The sequence below is a fragment of the Flavobacterium sp. RNTU_13 genome, from assembly GCF_046614455.1.
GTDB lineage: Bacteria > Bacteroidota > Bacteroidia > Flavobacteriales > Flavobacteriaceae > Flavobacterium.
The window spans coordinates 572,043-597,242 of record NZ_JBKJHB010000002.1 but is presented as its reverse complement, the minus strand read 5'-3'; the positions used below and the strand labels follow the sequence as shown (position 1 = coordinate 597,242).

Here is a 25,200-nt window from a genome sequence, read left to right as displayed (position 1 = left end):
CTTTTTAAAGTTTAATTCGTGCGCCAAAAAGGAATCCTTTTGTTTGAGGATATGTACCTTGGTCTTTTAATGCAGTAGATTCAGGATCAAGTCCTTTGTACTTAGTAAATGTCAATAGATTTTGAGACGATACATAAATCCTTAGTCCCATGGTATCTTTTAGCAGGCTGTTAAATGTATAACCTAGCTCAATGTTTTTTAATCGTAAGTAAGATGCATCTTCTACAAACTTGCTCGATACAAACCCACCACCGTTATTATTGAAAGTAAGGCGTGGTGTTGTGTTGCTGGTGCCTTCTCCATTCCAGCTGCTAAGTACATCTGTAGTAGAGTTAAACGGACGGCTGTCGTAGTTCAGTATCTGAATCATATCGTTGTAACGGTCTACATCCTGCACTCCCTGGAAAAGAAACGAAAAATCAAAGTTTTTGTACGATGCGTTGAAATTTAAACCGTAGGTAATTTTAGGTATTGGGTTACCTATAAACGTACGGTCATCTGCATTTATCTGTCCGTCATTGTTAAGATCCTTAAATTTCATGTCACCAGGCCTTGCTCCATTTGAATTTGTATTAAGGTAGGTGTCAATCTCATTTTGATTTTGGTATATACCATCAAAAACATATCCGTAATAAGAGTTTATAGGCTGCCCTACCTCTATTCGGGTATTAGTACTATTATTGGTTATGTTAGAAACATATTTGTTTAGCTTTCGGGCATCATTAGTTAGTGTAGCCATGTTGCCGTTAATACCGTATTTAAAGTCGTTGTCGTTATCTCTCCAGCCTATATTTAGTTCAAAACCTTTATTAAGTACTTCTCCTGAATTTATAAAGGTAGGATCTACCTGTCCTGCTGTAGAACCCGGAGGTGTAGTGGCTAATATTATATCAGAGGTTATTTTATGGAAATAATCAGCTGACACAGATAATTTTCCGTTTAAAAAGCCTAAGTCAACCCCTGCATTTACCTGCGTGGTAGTTTCCCATTTCATATCTGGGTTACCAAAGCGCTTTATACCCACTTGTCCGTTCTCATTTTTTACAAGTACCTGATAGCCATAAACGGGTATATTTTGATTACCATTTTGCCCCCAAGTTGCACGTAGTTTAGCAAATGAAAAAGTTTTTTGCTCTTTCATAAAGTTCTCATTACTAATTACCCAGTTAGCTGAAATCGCAGGGAAATATCCCCATTTGTTATTCGGCCCAAATTTTGAAGAGGCATCTGCCCTCATTGTACCAGTAACAAAGTATCTTTTATCATAGCCATAGGTTGCAGAACCAAAGACTGAAAATAAACTCCACTCTGTAGCTGAACCCGAAGAATAGGGATATGGAGTATTTGCACTACCTGTACCACCATAATCAAGATACTGCCACTCTGGTGTAGTTAGGTCGTAGTTAGACCGGGCTCCTCCCATTAAATCCAGTCTGTTTTCTATAAGCTCTGTACCTGCAAAAGCATTTACTTCATGTAATCCATTAAAAACCTTGGCATAATTAAGATAGTTAGACCAAGTAAATGTCACATCTTGCCCACGATTTTCGTTAAGGCTATTTGGCCTATTGTTACGGCCAAGTCCATAATAAACATTAGTCGGGTCGGCAATATTAGGATCTCCGTAATTTTGAGCAAAGTTTTTATTGTGTAAAAATTTGGCATCAACACCCAAGTTACTTTTTATTTTTAGCGACTTATCTGCTAAGATTGCAAATTCGGCAAATGCATTTCCAAACAACTGAAAGTTATCCCTCTTATCATTTGTAAAGTGAACTATAGCCAGCGGGTTAGAACTGTATTCGTATATTTTGCTCCATCCTCCATCAGGGCCGGTATAAAAAGGTAAGTCCGTATAAGGATCTGCTATGCTATAGGTAGGGTCGTTAACATCCTTGTATACCGCTAAAACCGGTGGACGTATAAGTGCATGGCGAATAACCCCAGGGGCATCGCCACTGGAAGATAATTTGTCTTGAGACTGATAACTTATTTGCATATTTGTACCTACTGTAAACCTATCAGTAAGTTTAGCGTTTAAATTAGTCCTAAAGTTTACGCGCTTATATTTATCGTTGTTTTCAGTTACGATACCATCCATATTGTAATATCCTCCTGAAATTAAATAACTTACCTTATCTGACGCACCTGTAGCAGAAACCTGTACATTTTGAGAAATACCTGTGGTAAAAAGTTCATCAAGCCAATCGGTATTTGCAAGATCAGTTCTGGTTCGCCTGTCTATAGCATATGGGCTCTCTGCATTAGGATCATTACCTATGGTATTATGCCATGCCATATCTTTTACAGTTAAGTACTGATCTGTATTAAGCAGTTTAGGTAAACGTGTAGCTGTATAAACACCCGTAAACATATCGGCCTCAAGAGTAGATTTACCCTGTACACCTTGCTTAGTAGTAATTACAATAACGCCGCCGGCAGCTCTTGAACCGTACATAGCAGCCGATGCAGCATCTTTAAGAACAGTCATTGTCTTGATGTCGTTCTGGTTTAGAAACGTAATATTTTCTGTAGGGGTTCCGTCTACAACGTACAGCACATTAGTACTGTTAAATGAAGCTACACCACGCACACGTATTTCACTACCATCGCCCGGAGCACCGGTGTTAGCTGCAACAAACACACCTGCAACCTGCCCCTGAAGTGCCTGCGACACGTCTGGTATGCGTGTTTTAGCCATATCATCCAGGTCTACCTGGGTTACAGCTCCTGATATTGATACTTTACTCTGGCTGGTGTAGCCTGTTACCACAACTTCGGTAAGTTGTGCAGCGTCTTCTCTAAGGGTTACATTTATAACACCCGATCCGTTATTAGGAATCTCCTGGGAGATATATCCTATGTACGCAAATACAAGAACGTCGTTAGGCTTTGCTTCAATAGTATACTTACCATCCAGGTCTGTAACAGTATTGGTAGATGTTCCTTTTACTATTACGGTAGCCGATGGTAATGGTCCGTTTTTATCGCTTACCGTACCAGATACGGTTTGGGCAAAGAGTGAGCCCACTGATAACATTGCCCAAGTAAGGAGCAAATTATAAATAAGTTTCCTGCTCATAGGGCTAAAGGATTTTGGTTAATAGACTGAGTAATTTTTTTCATGTTAATACTAAGTTTTGTTTAAATGGGTTATGGTCAATTTTCGGCTTTACGAAAACGTTGTAAATGTAGATAAGGCATAAAAAAACAGTGTACACTATTTCTTCAAAAGTGTACACTGCATGTTAAATCACTGATTATCAGTTTTCCGAAACAGCAGGCTTTTTGGCTTTAAATTGCAACTGATAATTTTTAGGGGTGGTATTATATATCTTTTTAAACTCCCTGTAAAAGTAAGAGCGGTTGTTAAAACCCGATTTATAGCAAATTTCAGATACCGTAAGTACATTTTTGCGCAACAATAACGCGGCGTATTTAAGCCTCATGGTACGTATAAGGTCGCCGGGAGAGAGGTTAAAAATTTCCTTGGTTTTACGATACAGCTGCGAGTTAGATATGCCGAGTTCTTTTTCTACAAAGGCACTATCTAGATTTTCATCTTCAATGTTTTTTTGTATAATTTCTATAACCTGTTTTATAAAAATCTTCTCTTCACTTTCTATCGGCATCTGCGGCAGGCTTTCTACTAAATTGTCCTGCGCAAAATGTTTTAATATAAGCTCTTTTTCTTCTAATAACTTTTGAATCCTTACCAAGAGATGATCTGGATAAAAAGGTTTTGGTATATAAGAATTGGCGCCGCTCTCTAACCCTTCTATGCGGTGCTCTACCGAACTTTTGGCGGTAAGCATTATAAACGGGATATGGCACGTGCGCACATCTGTCTTTATGCGCCTGCACAGTTCTACACCATCCATAACCGGCATCATAACATCACTTATTATAAGATCTGGCTGTTGCAGGTCTGCCATTCGCAGGGCTTCTTCTCCGTTAAATGCAAAATCCAGATTATACATTTCCGAAAGCAAATCGGCAAGATAGGTATGTATCTCTTTTTCGTCTTCTACAATAAGCAGGCGTTTGCGGGTATCCTGAGCCTTGCTTATAGAGGCCAGCTTACTGTGCTCGTTTTCAACAGATGTATCCGGCTCTTCCAGGATATCTTTAAGGTGTTTTGAAAGTAGCACCGAAGTATTGTTTCTATCCAGTTCTTTCTCCGTGAACGATTTTTCCCCACACGGTATTAAAATGGTAAAACTTGTTTCCTCATCGGGTATGCTCACCACGTCAATATCGCCTCTCAGCACGGTAACAAGTCGTTTTACATAGGCAAGGCCTATACCTGTACGGAACATCTCTGTATCAGACATTTGGTTAGGCCCCGCCAGGAAGAACCTGTCAAAGAGTGAGTCTAATTTCTCTTTCGGTATGCCTTTACCGGTATTTTTAACCACAATTTTCAATACATCTGTACCGGTATGCTCTACCTGGCAGCTAAAACTTACCTTACCACCCTGCGGAGTATACTTAAAAGCATTTGATAAAAGATTGAATAGTATCTTTTCTGTTTTTTCCTTATCAAACCATCCTGTAAGGCTGTGTGGTATATCAAGAGAATAATCAATGTTTTTATCGAGTGCCCAGTCGTCAAATAACTCGGCTATTTGTTCCAGTATGCTTACTAAATCAAAATCTCTCACGCAAATTTCAAGATGGTCATGCTCTGCTTTTCTAAACTCTAGCAACTGTTGTGTAAGAAACGAAAGGCGCGATGCATTTCTGCGTATCATTTTTACAAACTTGCGACTGCGGTCGTCAAGGTTATTCGCTTCAGACAGTTTTTCCACAGGCCCTGCTATGAGCGTAAGCGGCGTAAGGAACTCATGGGCTATATTGGTAAAAAAGGTAAGACGGTTTTCATGAAGTTCCTCCTCGCGCTGGCGGAACAATATATTTTGTTGTAACGATTGGCGTTTAAGGTAATAGCTTCGTACAAACAGCATAAAGCACACTGTAAGCAAGGCATAAATGGCTAATGCCACATTTGACTGCCACCAAACAGGCGTTACTCTAATATCTACAGTATGTACGGGCTGGGTCCAAACGCCATCTGGGTTAGACCATTTCATGTACAGCGAATAGTTGCCCGGAGGTACGTTTGTAAACGAAATTATTTTACGGTTACCTATGGCGTTCCAGCTTTTGTCAAAGCCGCGCAGTTCATACGCGTATTGGCACTTGTCGTTGTTGCTGTACGTAAGAGCGGTAAGGTATATGTCGAAAAAATTTTGGTTATGGTTTAAGGTTATTGCAGGTACAGCAGCATTTTCAGGAGAAACCAGTAACCCCTGATAGTAAGGCACAGGCTGGTTATGGCCACTTATACGGTCTATAAATAAATCAGGCACCTTGCCCGACTGGCTGATCGTTTGGGGTAAAAAATAATTGAATCCCTTAATACCACCCATAAAAATATGTCCCGAAACCTCATCGATGTAAAAAGCGCCATCGGCAAACTCATTGTTTTGCAGGCCGTCGGTTTTTACATAGTTGGTAAATTTTTTCTGCGCCATATTAAAATCAGAAAGCCCGAAGTTAGTACTTAGCCATACGCTTTGATCTTTATAGGGTACAATGCCGTGTATGGTATTGTTAGGTAGTCCATCTTTAACGGTATAACTTTTAAAAACAGGCTTTCCGCCTTTAAAATCCTGTAATAGATTAAGCCCATAGCTTGTACCTACCCAAAGTTTGCCGCTGTTGTCTGTAGCAAGGCACAATATGTCGTTGTTAGACAGGCTCGCAGTATCTTGCGGATTGTTCTTAAATGTTTTAAACGTTTGGGTATTTAAGTCAAAAAGACTAAGGCCTCCCAAACGTGTACCAATCCAGAATTGGCCTTTATTAGCGGGTATAATGCTAAAAATGATGTTACTGTTCAAGGCTGCAGGGTTGCCCGCCTTAGCGGTATACCGTTTAAAACCCGATACTGCCAAACGTCCGTCTTTTCGTGCAATTGAAAATTTTATCATGCCGTAACCGTTAGTTCCCAGCAATATGTTACCATCTGTATCCTGGCAAATCGAATACACAGAAGTAAAATAATCGCATTGCGCGCTGCCCTGTATTTCGGGCCAACTTACCATTTTGTTTGTAACCGTATCATACACTGTTATACCGGGGCTGTCTGTACCTATGTATATAAGGCCACCTTGCCCTTTACAAAGAGAATATACAGCATTATCTACAGGGCTGTTACCTTCGTTGTAAACTGAATATACCAATCCATCGGTAGTGTCACCTTCTAAACCCGACGTTATATGAAGAAGCCCCTTACCTTTAGTACCTACCCAAAGTGTGTTGCCGTCTTTAAGAAATGAGCGCGTAATACCACCGTTAAGCGCCGGCAACTGCCCCTTCGAAATATTTTTAAAAAGCCGCTCCTGGGGTGACGCCTTTAATAAGCCATCGCCATCGGTTCCCAGCCATACTATACCTTCAGTACCTTGGGAAACGGAGGTTACCTTGTATTTATCAAGAAAACCCGCCCAGGAGCCCGAAGTGGCATTTCCTGCAAAATCCTTAACAATGCATCCCTGCCTGGATTGCAGCACTATGCTCTGCGCGGTTATACCTATTATTCCTTCAACCCCGCTGCTAAGATTTGTCTTTCCCGTAAAATTTGAAGAAACAGTGTAAGCCTCACCTACAGCAGAAACGAGGCAAAGCTTTTTATTTGGCAAAATCTTGAATGATTTTATGCCTTTAGCGGCTAATTTTACATCATTTACCTGTATTGCATTTGCGGAAGTTGGGGCAAGGTTTATGCTGTACAGCGCGTTATCATCTGTAAGTGCAAACAGATTTTGTCCACAAAACTCAAAACGTGTTATATTTTTATCCTTCAGTGCCGGGATTGATAACTTTGTAAAATCACTTCCGGAAAAATAGCCTATTCCCCAACCTTTTACAGCGCAGTATATGTTTTTATTAGCATCTGCAGCAAGGTTAAACTGCGATTCAGATAATGGAGTAGCAGCGTCTGCCGAAAAGAAATAACGCGTAAACGTATCTGTACTTTTGTTGTAACGGTTAATGCCGTGCATGGTAAGTATCCACAAATCTCCCTTACCATCTTCCATAATCTTAAGCACTACCTGATTACTTAGCGAGCGTGCATTATCAGGCTCGGGCCTGAAAATTTTAAAGCTACTGCCATCATAGCGGTTAAGCCCGTCCCAGGTGCCTATCCAGAGTAAACCCTGTGAATCCTGAAAAGTACAGTTTACAGAACTGTTAGAGAGCCCGGCAGTATTATCAAGCTCCTCTAGCACATACTTGCTATACTTTTCCGGCCTTGTAGAACTGTGCCTACTAACATGTTTAAGCTGTGCGCTCTTTTGGTCATCTTTCGCGCAACTCACCGTTAGTACAGCAAGTAGAATGAATGCAGAACATATAGTAACTACGGGTGGAGTGCACTTAGCTGAAAAGAATTTATGTATCGAAAAAAAAAAATGCTGTGGGTTAAAGAACATGGGATTTTTATATTGTAACTTTAAAAATACAAAATATCCGCATTATAATTACGATATCGATAAAAGAATTAAAATAATTAAGCCGTTTACCTGTCAAAGCGGAATAGGTTTGCATCTTTATTTTCCTTACCCTGAATCATATCCCTGATTATGGCTGCGCCAATTTGACTGAAGGTAATACCGTTACCACCAAAACCTAACGAAAAGTACCCATTAGGCTTACCTTTATACGGGCCTATGTAAGGAAGTCCGTCCTTAGTTGACCCAAAGGTACCTGTCCAGCTAAACTCAGGCTTAAAATCAAGCTCCGGAAACAATTTGTCAATATCGGCTTTAAGCAGGTTAGTTTTCTTATTAATAAGTTTATCGCGTTTCCAGTCGGCATGAAAATCTTCATCCCTACCCCCAACCAACACGCGGTTGTCTGCTGTAGTCCTTACGTATAAATAAGGGTCGGCAGTGTTCCATATAAGCACCTCATCCTTCCAAAAATTGCGCTCATTATATTGTTCGCTTACTACTGCATAGGTGCTCAGCAGTTTTACAATATCTTGTTCTATAAAGTTTACCACCTCATAGCCTACTGCATATACAAGCTTTTTAGCCTTTATGGTACAACCGTTTTCGGTAGTAAGGGTTACTCCCCTGGTACTGTGCTTAATATCTGTTACAGGACTGCGGTCAAAAATGGTACCCTCCTCATATTTGTACCTTAACAAACAATGTGCCAGCATATACGCATTAGTCTGCGCCGCCAGTTCAGATAGAATTCCTCCATAGCTGTCAAAACCATATTGCTCCTTAATCTCCTCCGGCTCCAGCCAGGTAACATCAAAGGCAGCTTCTTTCCTGGCATCATATTCCTTCTTAAGCCAGGTAAGGTCGTTTTTATAAGCAGCATAATACAGGCTCTTTTTCCGCTCAAAGTACTTAATGCCTACATCGTAGGTAATCCTTTCCAGTTCCAGTATGGCATCGCCACAAAGCCTGTAGGCGCGTTCGGCATCTTCCTTACCTATCATCTCTATAAGCCGGTAAAGCGGTGTATCTATTTCGTATTGTAACAAAGACGTGCTGGCGCTGGTACTGCCTAGGCCTATGGTACGGGCATCAATAGTTACACAGGGTATGCCGGCCTCTACAAGATAGTACCGCATGAGCGCGCCGGAGATGCCGGCGCCCAGCACTACCACTTCGGTTTCTATATCATGATCTAATTTTGGGTATGTAAACGGAAGCCCGTCTCGTACGAGCCATAAAGGATATCCTGCCTTGAGTGCCATAAGTCGCTGTTTTTATTATAAAGTTATAACCTAATTTTAACCCGAAATAAATTATAGGATATGTTTAACTATTGATTAGGGCACCACATTTTTTTATAGCTTTGCAGCGTAATATCATTAACTGTAAAAATGATAAATCCAAGTGCCAGTGGTTGGATAGATAAGCTTTTCTTAAAGCTGTCTGCCAGATTACCCCAGTACGAAAACTCGCACGCCTTTTACAGGGCAGTACGCGATAGCGGCTTTATATACGGGCACGTGGCGTCGTTTACAAACCTTGACCAAAAGGAAACAAAAAACTGGACAGTAGAAGAAACTACAAAAGTAGCGCTGCTAAATACCCTGTTTGACGTTTACAGGCTTATAACCAAAACTTCAGATAAATCAGACTTTATACCGCGCGCCATAGCATTTTACAAAGAAATGCAACCCGAAGGCTTTGGCTTGCTTTATAAGGTAATTCCTGCCGGCACACCATCTTTAGAACTGGAAAACATACTGGATGAGCGCATAAAGACAAACGACAATATTATAAGCCGCAGCTTTAGCCATATACTTACCAATGCTTTGTTATTTATGGATGTACTGGCGTTCAGGCAGTTTCTTATAGAAGGCGAAAGGCCGCACAAATACCTGAAAAAACTGGAAGAAACTGTGGTAGGCATAGTAAACCTGGCACTTAACAGTAAACAGGACAAAACTCAGTATGATGATCTGTTGATTAAATTATTTGAGTCGTCTGTACGGTATACAAAATTGCAACACATAAGTGTAGACAGCCTTGAAGATGCCGGTTTTGATTACTTTGAATCAAAATCAGAAAAAAACTATTTGCTTGATGTAGCAGCCATGGCTATATGGAGCGATGGTACGGCGCAGGCCAGCGAAATTGCTTTTCTACACCAGCTGAACCACAGGCTGGGATTACGCACGGAAGCCGCTGACGAGAGTATGCAGTCTTACGGGGACTTTGTGCAAAAGTACCGAAAATACATACCGTACTTTAACTATAGTAATCCTGTAAAACACTTTTACGGACACACAAGCCAAAGTGTGATTAACTTAATAACCCGTAATAAAAACAGGCTTACAAAGGAACTGCTTAACAATGGCGAACTATTGCTGCTACTAACCCATAGCACACACCGTAACTTAAACGATAAGGAGAAGAAGAAGATAAAGAAACAACTGTTAGAGATTTGTAAAACAGTTCCGTCTCTTACCATTTTCCTGCTGCCGGGTGGTAGCTTGCTGCTTCCGCTGCTTATTAAGTTTATTCCGCAGATTATACCCAGCGTACTAAACGAAAACCTTGAGGAAGAGGAACCTGTATAAAATTACCTATATTTGATAGTATTTATATCAAATTTTATGAAAACCAATTTCCGCAATTACCTACCTATTTTAGCGGCTCTATTCATAATATCTATAATATACTGGATAACCGGAAACATTATTAACGTATACCACAACACGGTTGTAGGCGGGCTGTATGAGGTATTTTGGGTACCTATGATTGCAGCCTTTGTATTGCCACCAGTGGTATCGCTGGTACTATGGTACAGAGGTAAAAGAAACGGATTTCCGGCAAAGCCTTACCTAATCTTCGGAGTCGTTTCTGCGGCTATAGTTATAGCAGCGCTAACGGCTTAAAATAGCAAGCCCCCGCCATTTCTGGTCAGGGGCCCGCACACACATCACCTTAAAAATCTTTATGTGTTACAGCATCTGTGTTAGGATGCCGTACTGGTTTCTATATTGTTTACGCTGCTTAGCGTAGTTAATTTATTTTGATTAAGATACCCGTGAACAAACAGCTCCTCGCCTCTGTCCCATAGTTTCTTAATCACAGGATTACCGGCTATCTCGTAAAGGTAACGCTCAAAGTTAATTACCCCGTTTACAGGCAGGTTTGCTGCATTTACAATAATATCCCTAACCCTTAAAATGTTTACCACGTAGTCTAAAACACTCGCCAGGTTAAAATTACTATGGGCAGCAGTGTCTGCAGTTAGCGGCACCACAGCAACGCTATTAGTCTGTAATGTTTGGCAACTTGCATGCCCATCGCAATAACTGATAATCAGTGCCGGTTGTTTGTTATCATTTAAACCCTCTGCCGAAAGCAGTCCGGTTGATAGATTAATTGTTTTTTTACCTTTTCCTTTCCCGGAGTCAAAGGTAGTAAAATTATTTGTGCTCATAATCACAAGAAGTTTAGCAGCACCTAAGAGGCACCACAAATGAAAATTGTTGCTTAAAAATACCGGGAACATTACCTGAAAAACGCATAAATCCAAACACTACAAATGCTACAAACACTACAAACCAAATGATTAATGTCTGGAGCAAATTGTTATGAATACAGAGTACGCAGGTGGTTTCAGGAAACGATTCCGTTTAAAATTAAAATCCCGTTATGTTTAGCAACGCTCAGGAGGGGGTAAAAAAATATCTCCAAAAACACTTTCGTGTCCAAGGAGATTACAAGTAGGTATTTTTGATGATTTAGACACAACAGGAATAATGGCAGGTTCATATACGTAAACCATGCCCACTTTTATTTCTTTGATGTCTTTGTGGATTTCTTCTTCGTCAAGGCTAAGTACCACACAGGTTTCGGTATCGTCATCAGCAAGGATGCACACAATTGTGGGCGCCGCCAAAAACGTTATAAATAACAAAACCACTATGCTTACTATAGCTTTCATGTGGCGCAAAATACTACTTTTTTGCGAAAAGAGCTGTAAAAATTGTATTAAATTTCTTCCTCAGCCCATGCTTTCATCATCCACACGGTCTTTTCCTGTTCTTTAATAAAATCGCTCATCATGCTGTTAGTACCTTCGTCGTTTATATTGGCCGATTCTTCCAGTATAACACGCTCTATTTTAAGCAAATCAGCAAGCGAATCTATAATAAGGTTTACTGACTCAGTGTCTTTGCTAATGTTTTTTCCTACCCTTAGTTTGTTGTTTGCCACGTAGTCTTCAAAGGTATGCAGCGGCGTAGCACCCAGTGTAAGTACCCTTTCGGCTACCATATCTATTTTCTGCTGTGCATCGTTATACAGCTCTTCAAACTTTACGTGTAACTGAAAAAAGCGTTTCCCGCGAATGTTCCAGTGAATGCCGCGCAGGTTTTGGTAGTATACCTGGAAGTTGGCAAGCAGTATATTTAACTCAGCAGCAATAACTTCAGCTTCTTTTACGGGTAGCCCTAATACGTTTGTTTCTTTTTCTTTTGTTTTCATGGTTATTTGGAACTATAAATTTGTTAGACTTTACTGACATAAAATTACCGTAAATTTACCCTTTAAAACCATAATAAATATCAATCGTTTTTATAATTTTATCATAAATATCTATATCATGACGATTACACAACTACAGTATGTACTGGCCGTTGCTGAACACAAAAACTTTACCTCTGCTGCCGAAAAATGCTTTGTAACTCAGCCTACCCTGAGTATGCAGATACAAAAGCTTGAAGAAGAACTGGATGTGCAGATTTTCGATCGTAGTAAAAAACCCATTCAGCTTACAGATGTAGGCGAAAAAATAGTACAACAGGCCAAGAATATTGTAAATGAATCGACCCGTATTAAAGATATTGTAGACCAGCAAAAGGGCTTTATAGGCGGCGATTTTAAACTGGGCATCATACCTACGGTTACTCCTACCCTGCTGCCTATGTTTATGGCAGCGTTTATAAAAAAATACCCTAAAGTAAACCTGATTGTAGAAGAACGCCCCACAGAAGAAATCATCAGGATGCTAAAAAACGGCCAGCTCGATGCAGCCATAGCCGCAACTCCGCTGGAAGAAGACACCATAAAAGAGGTAGTACTATATTATGAACCGTTTGTAGCCTATGTACCCGAAAGCAACCCTGCTTTTGCTAAAAAAGAGTTTGAAATAGAAGATCTGGAAATGAACCTTAACAACATTTTGCTATTGCAGGATGGGCATTGTTTCCGTAACAATATTTTAAATATATGTAAAGCCAAAGGACTGCAGCAGGACAATCATTTTAGTATAGAGTGCGGTAGTTTTGAAACCATGATGAAACTGGCCGATGAGGGTCTTGGCATGACACTTTTACCCTACCTGCATACGCTTGACCTTTCTGAAAAAGCAAAAGCAAAACTACGCCATTTTAAGGCACCACAGCCATCAAGAGAGGTAAGCCTTATTTACAACAAGAAGGAGCTGAAAGTACATATTATAGATGCTTTGCGCAGCACTATAAACGGCGTGGTGCGTGGTGCAATTGCTTTCCAGGATGTGCAAATTGTAAGCCCCACAAATAAAAAGTAGCGCAAAACTCTCACAAACACATCTGCTACGCTTGCAAAAAAATATCCCGCCCATACCATAAGCCAGGGGCGGGATAACCTAAAAAACAGAAGCTGGAAAAAAATTCCTAGTTAAAGTAAAAACCGGCAGGTAAAACGCCTACAGTGTAGTCGTGCTCTTTAGTACCGGTTAGTGAGTAAACATAAACTTTTCCTGCAGAAGAATAATCTCCCGCATCGCCTACATATATATGATTGTTTTTAACTGCAAAAGCATACACGCCATATACACCCTGGCCTGTAGTGCTAAACAGGGCTGTTGCAGGTAGTACTGTTGCTGTAAGTGGCATACTGTAAATATCTGAACCTTCTGTGTAGTACAGTGTACCGTTATTTTCTACAAGGTTAGCAGGGTGCTTAGCGGCAGTAAAATTCAACGTACTTGTTACCGTATTATTGCTAAGATTAATGATGCTAAGGCTACCTGATGTTTCGTCTAATCCAGGTGCCCAGTCAGGTATACCAGAATTAAGCACATAAAGCTTACCGTTGTTTATGCACATACTCTCTGGCACATCGCCTACGGTAATTGTAGTTTCAAGTGTGTTAGTGCTGCCGTTTATAACCGATACTTTACTACCAAAACCGTAACCGCCTTTGTGGGCTACGTACAGCTTACCGTTTTCTTGTAAAATACGCTCAGGGCCTTCAACAACCGGTATTTTACCGGTAACCGCATTGGTTGCCAGATTTATTACAGCTATATAGTCGTCTGTTGCATCACTGGCAACACCCCAGTTTGTTACATACGCCTTACCGCCCTGAAAAGCAATATACCTTGGGTTTTTAAGCCCTTCCTCTATGGTAGCTACGCGTTTAAATGTGTAACGGTTAACCACCTCTATTTTATCAGAGTAGTTAAGCACCACATAAGCATAACCATCGTTAAGGCCTATATCCTGGCCCGTATCGCCCAGGGTAAAGCCCGGGTTGTTTGCTGCATAAACATTGTTTTCCAGCGTAAAGTCTTCAGCTATAAACGATACACCCGCATCGCCATGGCCAAAACCTCCCTGGTTAAGTACAATAACACCGTTATCATAAGCACCTTTAGGTGCATTATTGGTTTGTTCGTTATCATCACACGACACAAAAAACAGCGAACCTGCTATAAGCGTAAGAACTAGTTTGTTTAATTTCATTTGGTCTTATTAAAATTTAAAAATCATATACATATTATAATTGCGCCCCGGCATGGGCCTTGAAGCCACATTCATATACTGTTCATTGTACAGGTTATTTACCTGGGCACCCAGGCTACAACCTTTCAATACTTTAAACGTGTACTCTGCCCCTGCACCCGAAACATTGTACGCGTTGATAGGGCCGCTGTCATCTGAGGTAAAATATACCCTTCCGGTAAACAAATGGCGGTAATACACCGAAAGTCTCCTGTAAGCATAAGATGCCGATGCTACGGCGCGGTGCTTTGGCACATACATAAGCTGGTACGGGTTACCATCTTTTTTAGAAATAGTGTATGAGTAGGTAGCTGCCAAACTTACAGTATGGCTGCCAAAAGTTTTATTATATCCGAAAACCGACTCGGCGCCATAACTACGGGCTTTATCTACATTTTCGGGTCGCCATACACCATCGGTTCCGGGCAACCAGCGCAGCATATCTTTAAAGCGTATGTAGTATCCTGTAATGGTTAACGATGCCCCAAATTTGGTAAAAACGTTAGAAAGCTCTGCCTGAGTGGAGATTTCAGGCTTAAGGTTAGGGTTACCGGTTCCGCTCCAGTACAGGTCGTTATAGGTGGGTGCCCTAAAATTTCGCGAGCCATTAACACGCACTGTATACAATGGACTTATGGTAAATTTCCCTCCGCCAGAAAATAACAATGGGCTGCTGTATGCAGATCCTGATTCTTTCCTGATGCCAGCCTCATACGTAACTACATTGCTTACCACCTGGCTCCACAGCAACGCACCGGAGTAAGTGGTTCTGTCTGGCTTACCAAAACTGCTACCGCTCCCCTGATTAGTAGTTACATCGGCAATGGCATTCAGTTTCATTTTTGGCGTAAAATGATACATGGCATCATAGCGGCCTATAAAGGTGTTCACCTTGCCAAAGGAATGTAACGGTGAACTAAAGTCTTCGTAATACCTAAAAAACTCATGTAACCAGGCAGCTTTTACCCTCGATGTAAAGTTACCGTACAAGCCGGTCCATTCCAGCAAATTCCGGGCGTTTACATCATCGTATAAACTTTTTGAAGGTGCTGCCAGCGTGCGGCTAAAGTGGCGTTCTCCACTAAACAGCGTACTGTAAAAACGCAAAATGTTTTTAGCACTTATTTTGTAACCAAAAGCCGCATTGTAGCTGTTGTTATGGTACTGTCCGTTATCGTTATAAAGGGTGTACCCGGGGTAGCGAAAGCGATTTTGGCTGCTGTTGCGCGATGCCGAAACGTTAATGCTGTACTTTTCGGTACCCGCCTGCACTTTATAGTTTAGCCCATACGTTTCAAAGCTGCCATAATCTGCACGGAACTCGTTTTCAAAACGTTTTTTAAACAGTAACTCATTGTCCAGGTGTATGCTGCCGCCTATGGCACTGCTGCCATAAACTACACTACCACCACCTGCCCGTACCGATACCTGGTTAAAATCGCGCGCGTTAACGGTACTGAAATCGGTTTGCCCGTTAAGCTGAGAGTTGATATTTAACCCGTTCCATATTACGGCGGTCTGCTGTGCCGATGTACCCCTGAATGATGGCGAAGAAACCATACCGGGGCCGTTCTCTTTAAAATAAACGGCTGTATTAGCCAGCAACAAAGCAGTAAGCGATGCCCCGCTACGTGCCATTACCGAATCTGTTAGCTGCTGTACCGACTGCGTTTGAGAAAAATCACGCAGCTGTGTATCGGCTATTACCAGCTCTTTAAGGGTAATAGTATCGTTTTGGGCATGTGCTACCGCACATCCTAAGAGGAATAAAACTGTAAAAAGATTTTTATATGTCATAATCTGTAAGCCTTTTTTCCCGAAGGCTTCATTTTAATTATGAGTAAGGCAGGTCTCCTGGCTTGCGTACTGTTGTTTAACCTTCCCGCACATTGCTGTACAGTGGTTTAAAGTAGATTAACAACAGCCTCCCCTAAGGGATAAGCTTACAGTTGCGGGAACAGCTCAGGCCTTAAACCTGATTCCCTTTTAATGCGCCGTTGCCGGTAAGGCAAGGCACAACCTTAAACAGTTGCAAAGATAAACGTTTTGTGGTAACTTTTAATTTATAACTTTGCCACAATTCAATTTTTTTATGAAAAAGCTGCTCTGCATCGCCATTATTGCAGTTATGGTGCTGTTTTCCTGTAAAAAAGACAATAACACCGCCACTGCCACCACCCCCGTACAAAACAGCATTAAGTATGCTAACGGGCTTCAACTCTACAAATACAACGGATATAGCATTGTAAAAGTTACACAGCCATGGCCGGGCGCGGTAAAACCTTACACCTATGTAATGCGCCAAAAAAACGCAACGTTGCCCGATAGCCTTAAGCAGTATACAGTGGTAAACGTGCCCGTAAAAAAACTGGTTGCAACAAGTACCACCCACATTCCGTCACTCGAAATGCTTGGGGTAGAAAACACGCTTACCGGATTTGCCGGAACCAAATATGTTTCGTCTGACAAAACCCGTGCGCTTATAGATTCGGGGAAAATTAAAGAGGCGGGCGATAACGAAACGCTTAATGCCGAGGTGGTGATAGACCTGATGCCTGACGCTATTGTGGCCTTTGCTGTAGATGGCACTAATAAAACGCTGGCTACCCTGCAAAATTCGGGGCTAAACGTGCTTTATAACGGCGACTGGACAGAGCAATCCCCCTTGGGAAAGGCAGAATGGATAAAATTTTTCGGTGCCTTATACGGCATGGAGGAAAAATCTGAAAAAATATTTAACAGTATTGAAAAAGATTACTATGATGCCCAAAAGCTTGCAAAACAGGTTACTGCAAAACCTACTGTAATGGGCGGTGCAATGCTTAACGACCAATGGCTGTTGCCACAGGGCGAAAGTTGGGCAGCGCAGTTTTTTAATGACGCCGGAGCTTCTTATATTTGGGCTCAGAGTAAAGGAACGGGAAGCCTTAGCCTGCCTTTTGAGCAAGTGCTGGATAAAGCATCGAATGCCGATTTTTGGATCGGGCCAAGCCAGTTTACTTCATTTAGCGAAATGCGAAGCGCCAACCCGCATTACGCAGAATTTAAACCCTTTAAAACAAAAAAAGTGTACTCTTACAGTATAAAAAAAGGAAAAACAGGTGGACTGATTTTCTATGAAATGGCCCCTAACCGGCCAGATGTTGTACTGAAAGACTTTATATACATTTTTCATCCTGAACTGTTGCCCGGGTACCAGTTACAGTTTTTTGAACAACTAAAATAAGCAACTTACAACCATCATGGCCGATCTTCGCCGGAATAGTATTTTATTTTTTATCATGGCCCTGGGTGTGCTTGGGCTCTTTTTAGCCAATGTAAGCCTGGGAAGTATAAAGATTCCGTTTAGCGAAGTTATAAAACCCTTTATAGGCGAATATGCCTCAAGGCCATCATGGGATTATATCATTACAAATTACAGATTACCCAAAGCCATTGTGGCTTTACTTGCGGGCATAGCCCTATCGGTAAGTGGATTGCTTATGCAAACCCTTTTTCGAAACCCTCTTGCCGGGCCCGATGTTTTAGGGCTTAGCAGTGGTGCCAGCCTTGGTGTGGCACTGGTTATTATGGGATCTGGTTTGCTGCCCGCCGCGCTTGGTTTGTATTTAACTTCAGAATACGGATTGGTGCTGGCGTCTGTATCAGGCACATTTGCTGTGCTGGTGCTTGTGCTTGGCGTGGCACAACGCCTGCGCGATACCATGTCTATACTCATTACGGGGATTATGTTTGGTAGCTTTACCGGTGCTATTGTGGGTGTGCTAAGCTACTTTAGCCCAGCCGAGCAACTAAAAAAATATACGTTTTGGGCCTTGGGCAGTTTAGGTAATCTTTCATGGCAGTCTGTGGGCATACTAGCCCTGCTTACATTTATAGGTATTATAATGGGTATTGCCTGTATAAAACCACTGGATGCACTGCTTATGGGCGAACGCTATGCGGCAAGCATGGGCATAAACATAAAACGATCAAGACTACTTATTATATTAGCCACAAGCTTATTAACGGGGTGTGTAACTGCTTTTGCAGGCCCTATTTCGTTTGTGGGGCTTATAGTACCGCACATAGCGCGGCTACTGTTTAAGGCCAGTAACCACCGTGTGCTGTTTTTTGCCACGCTGCTTACCGGCGCCATACTTATGCTGGCGTGCGATATACTTACTCAACTACCGGGAACCGATGTAGTGTTACCTATTAACGGCATTACCTCTATTGTAGGGGCACCGGTAGTGATAGCACTGTTAATAAAGAACAAGAAAGGGAGCTTCAGATGAAAAGCAGGAAGGTAATTTTGCACGCCGACAATATAACCATAGGCTACAGCGACAAGCGCGGCAATATAGTAGCCGAAGGTGTAAACATAACGCTGAGAAAAGGCACGTTTACGACCCTGATAGGTGCTAACGGCATAGGAAAAAGTACCCTGCTGCGTACCCTTAGCGGGCTACAGAAGCCCCTGTCCGGAGATATAATGCTAAAAGGACAACCGCTTTTTAAATACACCCCTAACCAGCTGGCGCAGGAATTGTCTTTAGTACTTACCGAAACCCTGCCGAACGGAAACCTTACGGTTTACGAGCTGGTGGCACTGGGCAGGCAGCCCTACACTAACTGGATAGGGAGCCTTAACGAATATGATAATGCATTGATAAAGAAATCACTGCGCCTTACAGATACTACCCACTTATCGCACAAAAAAATAAACGAAATAAGTGATGGGCAACTTCAAAATGTGCTTATAGCAAGAACATTAGCCCAGGATACTTCGCTCATTATATTAGATGAACCTACCACACACCTTGATTTACCGCACAAAATAGCTTTGCTACGGCTGTTAAAGAACCTGGCTGAAAAACAGGATAAATCAATACTATATTCCACGCACGACCTTGACCTGGCGTTACAAATGAGCGAGGAAATTGTGGTAATGAAAAAAGGCCACCTTGAGCAAGGTAGCCTTGTGGAGCTAAATGAACGCGACAGTTTATCTGATTTATTTGATGATGAAAATATTTTTTACGACAAGCAAAACAGTCGTTTCATATACAGATAATCAAATGTAAGAACACCATACCTCCTGAAAAATACCCATTGATGAGGATTTTAATAAAATTTTGGGGAGAGTATAACATAACCTAAACACAGTTACTACTCCATGTGTTGTAATTTTATAATATTCATTATAAACTATCATGAGACATGGACAACCAATTTAAATTTAACTATCCTGGTGATAAGCAACAGCTTATTTTTAAGATAAAGAATGCCATAGGAAACAAAGGAAGCCTTATAGGCAATGAGCAACAAGGTAACTTTAAAGGCAGCACGCCAATAGGTAGTTTTGAAGGCGATTATGCAATTAACGGTAATGATATTGTTGTTACCATCCATAAAAAACCGTTCTTGGTTTCTAACAGCCGCATTCGCGACGAGTTTGAAAAAGCCCTTAAAAACACTTAGCCATGAAACTTTTAGCCCTTTGCCTACTTGTGAGTTTTAGCGCACTGTGCCAGCCGCGTGCCACAGTAACATCGGGGCGGGTTAATACCGCCAGTGGTACACTACCCGGTATAGAAGGTAAAAAACTTATAGACCTTACAAAATCGTGGATTACAGAAGTACAGCGCAGTGGTGGGCAGTTTGAAATCAGTAACGTTTCAGATGGCAGTTTTACGCTATCCGGCTATAAGAAGAATGCGTTTTATTACCGTGACCGTGGCGAAACCCATTGGCAGGATGCCAAACTGGTTTTTAATGTAAGCTATACGGCTAACGCAATAGAAATAAAACCTACAGTGCCCGAAATATACAACCCCGGGGGGACCCCAATAACCTATACCTTACCCGATTACTTTTATGATGGTAAACTTAAAGAGGGGTACGACGGATTAATCCCTTCACTGGAAAAAAGCATTAACAGTGTAATTACCAGCTACTACAATTTTATAGTTAACTACAACTAAAACCAAGCATTATGAGCAACGAACAACCTAATAAAGATAAAAAGGTAAATAATAGCCAAAAAGACGGATCTCTGAACGAGGGCTTTAGCGGCGAAAACCTTCCAAAAAACTACAACCCTGCCAAGGCGAAACTAACAACTGAAATTGAAACCGATACGGAAGGCAACACCGAAGCGGTAAAGCGCAACCGCGACCCTGAAGAAAAACAGGCTGCTGCGGTAAACAGTACTTCGGGCTACGCAAATGAAGATGGAAGTACTGTAAAGAAAAGCCGAGGCACGAGCACAGATAGCCAGGACGAAAAAACAGCCGAGAATCGGGATTTTAACAGCGACGTTGATGGAAAAAGACAGGTTGAGGCTAACGAACCGACAAAAAAATAAACTTTAACACCTTTTTGCCGCATCTTGTAAGATAGGTATTTCAAAAGTAGTGTTAATCTGTTTTCGCTGGTAGATTTGATGCTGTAAATTAGCATAACTATTTGATTACAAAACAAAACCATTTAAATACTTATCTCATGGAACGTCCGGTAAATATATTAAGTAAAAACAACAGCAGGCTTAACAGTGCTGCTGCGATACAAAGGAGCAACCCTCTTTTTGACAACTCACTGCGAAGCATGTCTGCAGGTGATTACATCAATATCCACCAGAAACAACATACCCGGGTTACAGGCCGTTTTAACTGGCTGGCACCCGAAGAAGATTAAAGTACACAAATTTTTTCATGAAAAGGCGGAACCTTACCTTACGGTGGTTCCGCCTTTGTCGTTTTAAAGATTTTCGAGCTGGTTTGTTTTTTTGTTGCTGCTTATCGTCCAGAAAAAGCCCACAAAAAAGAACCTGCTGGCGGGCTGTGTAATGGCCTGGCGGGCATATACTCCGTTAGCATCGGGACTATTAGCGTAAGTATACCCAAACACGTTATCTGAACCCAAAACATTTGATGCAGAAAAGTAGAGTATTTTTTGCTGGCTAAGTAAATATGCCCAGCTTACACTAAGGTTGTTATAGCTTTTAGTATGCCCGTTCATAAACACAGCCTGGTTAGGATCATCATACGGGCGGCCGCTGTTATAGCTATGTGTAACCCCCAGCTGAGACCGAAGGTCGCTAATCCAGTACTTGGTTACTATACTAAAATTATGTTTGGCTATAAATGAAGGAGTAACGGATGCGCTGTAATTTTTATAATCGCGCTTACTGTCTATGTATGAATACGAAATCCAATAATCAAGGTTTTTAATGGTTTTGCTATCGCGGTAAAAAAGGTCTATACCCTTGGCAAAACCATATCCGTTATTGTTGTAAAGGCTGTTGTACTGCGCTGTAGGTGTATTGTACTTTACAAAGCTATGATAATCTTTATAGTACGCCTCTGCCCTAAAGGTTTTGCCTTCGTTATTATACATGTAGTTAAAAATGTAATGGCTGGTACGCTCATAATTAAAATCAGTATGGTACTTTAGGTAATCTTGCCTTGGGGTTTGATGAAAATCGCCATATGCCAACGAAAACTGACCTGTTTTTCCGGCTTTGTACGCTAATGCTGCCCTGGGTTCTGCTACAAACTGGCCTATTACGCTGCTGTAGGTAGCCCTTGCACCTGCTTTTAGTGCAAAGCTTTTAGAGAATATAACATCCGTTTCGGCATAAGCAGCTGTAATACTATTGTTATAACCGCTTGTAAAATCAGTAACTGCCGGTTGGTTGTAATTTTCAGTAAAATCGGTTACAAAATGATCGGCTCCAACTGATAGCTTTACCCTCCTGCTAAACCCCTTTGTAAGTTTTACCTTAAGGTGAGCGCTATTTTCGGTATTGATAACCTTATCGGCATTAAGTCGTATATTGTTGTTACTGTAGCCATACCCTACCCCGCTTTGCAGCGTCCATTGTGTACCAAACTGCGCTTTATATGACGTATTTACATACAAGTTATTGTTTGTTATAGCAGTGCGTATAGGAGCGGTATAATTTACATCATTCTGGTCCAGGCTAAAATCGGCGCGGTCAAAGGCTGCATAAAACTTCAGCATGCCATTTTGGGTTTTATAGCGGTATACCGTTTCGCCAGAAGTACTTTCGTACGGCTTAATCCATTTTACATTTTGTGGTACCACCCATTGATACGGCGCCAGGTTAATATAAGAAAGGTTAAGGCTCACCGAACTACGCTCCCACTTTTTTGTATGGCCAAGGCCTCCGCCCACAGTCATTACAGAAACATCGGTTCGGTTTTGATCGGGTTCCTCTATGGTATTAAGCAGCAACACGCTCGACAGCGCTTCGCCAAATTCGGCAGAATAACCACCGGTACTGAAAGTCATCCCCTTAAACAAAAACGGAGAAAAGCGCCCGCGTGTTGGCAGGTTATTTGCCGTGGCTCCGTAAGGCTGTGCTACACGTATGCCGTCTACAAAAGTTTGTGTTTCATCGCTTTCGCCACCACGTACAAAAAGGCGCCCGCTTTCGCCTACGGTTTGCGTACCCGGTAGCGTTTGCAGCGCAGCAATAATATTACCGGCAGAGCCTGCGGTTGTAACAATATCAAGCGGTTTAAGCGCGGTAACTTTTGTGTTATCGCCAGCACTAAACGTACCTGCAGATATTACCACGGTATCCAGGGTGTTTACGCTTTCGCGAAGTTTGTATGCCTGTGGCTTATAATTTTCTATGGTAATGGTTTGTTTAAAATCATCAAAACCTAAAAAGGTAATTACCAATACCTGTGTGCCGGTAGCATCTGTAGTGAAGGTAAAGTTTCCGTTTTCATCGGTAGTTGCACCGTCGTAGGTGCCTTCTATATACACGTTTGCTGCAATGGCGGGATGGCCTTTAGCATCGGTCACCGAACCTGATATTGCAGTCTGCGCGTGTAACAATGCTGAAAAAAATAAAACTAAAAGGGTAATTGCCTGTTTCATGGTGTTTGTTTTGATGCAGCAAAGATGCACCGCTTACGGCTAATGTAATAAAAAAGCTTACCCAACTGTAAAACCACGCGGACGAACTGTAAAAACATGATATTAGCAGCGCAACGAAAACGTTTTAAGATTTTTTTAATACATTAGCAGCGTCTAAAACGTCTACTTTCATGAAGCTACGTAGCCTTTGTGTTGCCTTTAGTGCCGTTATAGCTTTATCGTGCAGCGATGATACAGAAAATCATTCGCTAAACGGCACCTGGTACCTTACTAATACTACTAACACAGATGGGTCTTCGCTTAGTTACACCAAAGGCGATGTCACCTGGACGTTTAATGAAAATGCAAACACCATTACCGTAAATAACAGGGTTATAGCACTGGTGCCAAACAGTAACCCTGTGGACATTGCAAGCGGGGATTACTCTTATTCTCTAAAAAGGCAAGATAACCTTACGTACCTTTATGTAGACAATAAAGCGGTAGGCGCGCTGGCTAATACGGCAGACAACCTGGTGATAACTAACGACAGTACTACTATGATTTTCCGCAAATAAATTACTACCTTTGCACCGTAATTATCGCTTACAAACCAACCAAGAATGAAACCAACATCCTGCAAAAACAAGCCTACTACGCTATTATATTCTATTATTACGGCATAGCGTATTTATTGCTGTCACTTAAAATTTCCAACAAACAACAAAATCAATTTACATAATGGTATTTACTACAAATGCAAAACAACTTGCTTTTATGCTGTTCTTTGTAATTACGGCAGCCTTTGCACAGAGTAACTTTAAAAACGGCTACTTTATAGATAATAATGGCACTAAAACAGCGTGCCTTATTGAGAATGAAATATGGCTTACTAACCCTACGTCTTTTAAATACAAACTTTCTGAAAATGGAGAGATTAATAAACGTGATATAGAGAATACCAAGGAATTTGAAGTAGAAGACTTTCACTACATACGCTTCATTGTAGATATAGACTACAGCACTAATAACGTAGAGCGCATGACGTATGATAAAGAACCTTCTTTTAAACCAGAACAACTTTTTTTACGCGAGCTTTCGACAGGTGCCGCTACCTTGTATCATGTACAGACTAATGCGTTAGAGCGGTTTTTTATGTCTAAAGACAACAGCGCCCCTACCCAGCTGGTGTATAAACCCTATAAATCAGGAAACGGTATACTGAAAAACCGCAGCTACAGAGGGCAACTATATGCTGCCATGAAGGACAAATTTAGTAATGTAAACGATTTTAAATCTGTAGATTACAACACTAATGATCTTATAAAGCTTTTTAATAACTATAATGGAAATAAAAACGAAAGTAAAGTACAGCGTATGGAAGCCGAATCTAAAGGCAGCTTAAGTTTTACAGTATATGCAGGTGGCGGTATATCAACAGTTAATAATTACGTACGAGGAACCCTTGAAGAGTTTAACGGTACCGCGCCAAGTACTATTGTAGGGTTAGAGCTGGAGCATAGGCTTCCGTTTAACAAGAAAGCGTGGAGCATTTTCACAGCGCCGTGTTTTGAACAGTTTAGCATCAATAAAAGTATTACCGGGTACAGCAACGCCAGTTTCTCCACGTACGAATCTACGCTTGACTTAAAATACTCTAGTATTAATATTCCGCTGGGATTGCGCTATAATTTAAATTTTAATGAAAATAATCGCTTAAGTTTCTCTGCTGCTTACATGTTTTTCATTGCCAGTAAAAATTCCTCTGCAACCTACGGGCGTACGTACGAAAAAATAACGCTGCCGATGGGAACAAAAGCTTTGTTAGCTAACAGTAATACCATTTATTTTTCGGCTATTTACACGTATAAACGCCTGGGGCTGGAACTAAGGTATTTACCGAGCCGCGTTATTAACAGAAATTCATCTCAGATAACCAGCGAAGTAACTAGTGTTTCGGGGCTGCTTCGCTACAGTATTTTATAACCAATTAATGACATAAC

Annotated in this window: 21 protein-coding genes and 1 riboswitch; of the genes, 12 read left to right on the top strand and 9 right to left on the bottom strand. The window is 41.4% G+C overall.

All coding sequences use genetic code 11. The features are described from left to right. Positions 1-4 precede the first annotated feature (4 nt). The 3 genes from ACLI08_RS07750 to ACLI08_RS07740 all read right to left on the bottom strand — a co-directional run bounded on the left by ACLI08_RS07750 (position 5) and on the right by ACLI08_RS07740 (position 8,785). Positions 5-3,082 (bottom strand): SusC/RagA family TonB-linked outer membrane protein, encoded by a 3,078-nt coding sequence (locus ACLI08_RS07750; RefSeq protein ID WP_411427899.1) that lies wholly within the window; start codon positions 3,080-3,082, stop codon positions 5-7. A 181-nt stretch (positions 3,083-3,263) separates the two neighbouring features. Next, a complete protein-coding gene (locus ACLI08_RS07745) occupies positions 3,264-7,388 on the bottom strand; it encodes a two-component regulator propeller domain-containing protein (RefSeq protein WP_411427898.1) in 4,125 nt (1,374 codons plus the stop codon). 200 nt (positions 7,389-7,588) lie between these two features. Then, positions 7,589-8,785 carry an NAD(P)/FAD-dependent oxidoreductase gene (locus ACLI08_RS07740; protein ID WP_411427897.1) on the bottom strand — a complete coding sequence of 399 codons (1,197 nt, stop codon included), beginning with the start codon at positions 8,783-8,785 and terminating at the stop codon, positions 7,589-7,591. 129 nt (positions 8,786-8,914) lie between these two features. Here ACLI08_RS07740 and ACLI08_RS07735 point away from each other — a divergent pair, with 129 nt between their 5' ends. Together ACLI08_RS07735 and ACLI08_RS07730 are read left to right on the top strand one after the other, a co-directional pair. After that, on the top strand, positions 8,915-10,120 hold the full coding sequence (locus tag ACLI08_RS07735) for an LETM1-related biofilm-associated protein (protein ID WP_411427896.1): 1,206 nt from the start codon (positions 8,915-8,917) through the stop codon (positions 10,118-10,120). 36 nt (positions 10,121-10,156) lie between these two features. After that, complete coding sequence (locus tag ACLI08_RS07730; protein WP_411427895.1) at positions 10,157-10,438, top strand: hypothetical protein; 282 nt, start codon at positions 10,157-10,159, stop codon at positions 10,436-10,438. An 80-nt stretch (positions 10,439-10,518) separates the two neighbouring features. Here ACLI08_RS07730 and ACLI08_RS07725 read toward each other — a convergent pair whose 3' ends face one another. The 3 genes from ACLI08_RS07725 to ACLI08_RS07715 form a co-directional block, all read right to left on the bottom strand. Beyond that, entirely contained in the window at positions 10,519-10,989 is a 471-nt protein-coding gene (locus tag ACLI08_RS07725; RefSeq protein WP_411427894.1) for a hypothetical protein, read from the bottom strand. Positions 10,990-11,208: 219 nt separating this feature from the next. Then, on the bottom strand, positions 11,209-11,496 hold the full coding sequence (locus ACLI08_RS07720) for a hypothetical protein (protein ID WP_411427893.1): 288 nt from the start codon (positions 11,494-11,496) through the stop codon (positions 11,209-11,211). Between the two features lie 47 nt (positions 11,497-11,543). Then, positions 11,544-12,038 (bottom strand): Dps family protein, encoded by a 495-nt coding sequence (locus ACLI08_RS07715; protein WP_411427892.1) that lies wholly within the window; start codon positions 12,036-12,038, stop codon positions 11,544-11,546. Between the two features lie 118 nt (positions 12,039-12,156). Between ACLI08_RS07715 and ACLI08_RS07710 the strand changes: the two genes are divergently transcribed. Further along, positions 12,157-13,104 carry a LysR substrate-binding domain-containing protein gene (locus ACLI08_RS07710; RefSeq protein ID WP_411427891.1) on the top strand — a complete coding sequence of 316 codons (948 nt, stop codon included), beginning with the start codon at positions 12,157-12,159 and terminating at the stop codon, positions 13,102-13,104. A gap of 106 nt (positions 13,105-13,210) precedes the next feature. Here the strand turns inward: ACLI08_RS07710 and ACLI08_RS07705 are convergent, their stop codons facing one another. Both ACLI08_RS07705 and ACLI08_RS07700 read right to left on the bottom strand, forming a co-directional pair. After that, positions 13,211-14,284, bottom strand: a complete 1,074-nt coding sequence (locus tag ACLI08_RS07705; RefSeq protein WP_411427890.1) for a YncE family protein — start codon at positions 14,282-14,284, stop codon at positions 13,211-13,213. A 9-nt stretch (positions 14,285-14,293) separates the two neighbouring features. Next, positions 14,294-16,120: a TonB-dependent receptor plug domain-containing protein gene (locus ACLI08_RS07700; protein WP_411427889.1), complete on the bottom strand. Its 1,827-nt coding sequence runs from the start codon at positions 16,118-16,120 to the stop codon at positions 14,294-14,296. Between the two features lie 29 nt (positions 16,121-16,149). Then, a riboswitch (cobalamin riboswitch) is annotated at positions 16,150-16,362 on the bottom strand. A 53-nt stretch (positions 16,363-16,415) separates the two neighbouring features. On the opposite strand from ACLI08_RS07700, the gene ACLI08_RS07695 reads away from it, so the two are divergent. The 7 genes from ACLI08_RS07695 (at position 16,416) to ACLI08_RS07665 (ending at position 21,001) form a co-directional block, all read left to right on the top strand. Continuing rightward, the gene (locus ACLI08_RS07695; RefSeq protein WP_411427888.1) at positions 16,416-17,549 is read left to right on the top strand and encodes an ABC transporter substrate-binding protein; all 1,134 of its coding nucleotides are present in this window, start codon (positions 16,416-16,418) and stop codon (positions 17,547-17,549) included. Between the two features lie 16 nt (positions 17,550-17,565). Beyond that, on the top strand, positions 17,566-18,600 hold the full coding sequence (locus tag ACLI08_RS07690) for an iron chelate uptake ABC transporter family permease subunit (protein WP_411427887.1): 1,035 nt from the start codon (positions 17,566-17,568) through the stop codon (positions 18,598-18,600). Further along, positions 18,597-19,379 (top strand): ABC transporter ATP-binding protein, encoded by a 783-nt coding sequence (locus ACLI08_RS07685; protein WP_411427886.1) that lies wholly within the window; start codon positions 18,597-18,599, stop codon positions 19,377-19,379. Before ACLI08_RS07690 ends, ACLI08_RS07685 begins: the two co-directional genes overlap by 4 nt. A gap of 146 nt (positions 19,380-19,525) precedes the next feature. Beyond that, positions 19,526-19,786: a hypothetical protein gene (locus tag ACLI08_RS07680; RefSeq protein ID WP_411427885.1), complete on the top strand. Its 261-nt coding sequence runs from the start codon at positions 19,526-19,528 to the stop codon at positions 19,784-19,786. A 2-nt stretch (positions 19,787-19,788) separates the two neighbouring features. Continuing rightward, positions 19,789-20,289, top strand: a complete 501-nt coding sequence (locus tag ACLI08_RS07675) for a hypothetical protein (RefSeq protein WP_411427884.1) — start codon at positions 19,789-19,791, stop codon at positions 20,287-20,289. Positions 20,290-20,300: 11 nt separating this feature from the next. Further along, positions 20,301-20,672, top strand: a complete 372-nt coding sequence (locus ACLI08_RS07670; RefSeq protein ID WP_411427883.1) for a hypothetical protein — start codon at positions 20,301-20,303, stop codon at positions 20,670-20,672. A 137-nt stretch (positions 20,673-20,809) separates the two neighbouring features. Further along, positions 20,810-21,001 carry a hypothetical protein gene (locus ACLI08_RS07665; RefSeq protein ID WP_411427882.1) on the top strand — a complete coding sequence of 64 codons (192 nt, stop codon included), beginning with the start codon at positions 20,810-20,812 and terminating at the stop codon, positions 20,999-21,001. Positions 21,002-21,064: 63 nt separating this feature from the next. Here ACLI08_RS07665 and ACLI08_RS07660 read toward each other — a convergent pair whose 3' ends face one another. After that, a complete protein-coding gene (locus ACLI08_RS07660) occupies positions 21,065-23,218 on the bottom strand; it encodes a TonB-dependent receptor (protein ID WP_411427881.1) in 2,154 nt (717 codons plus the stop codon). 170 nt (positions 23,219-23,388) lie between these two features. On the opposite strand from ACLI08_RS07660, the gene ACLI08_RS07655 reads away from it, so the two are divergent. Beyond that, complete coding sequence (locus tag ACLI08_RS07655; protein WP_411427880.1) at positions 23,389-23,775, top strand: hypothetical protein; 387 nt, start codon at positions 23,389-23,391, stop codon at positions 23,773-23,775. Between the two features lie 163 nt (positions 23,776-23,938). Continuing rightward, positions 23,939-25,183, top strand: a complete 1,245-nt coding sequence (locus ACLI08_RS07650; protein WP_411427879.1) for a hypothetical protein — start codon at positions 23,939-23,941, stop codon at positions 25,181-25,183. The last annotated feature ends 17 nt before the right edge of the window (positions 25,184-25,200 follow it).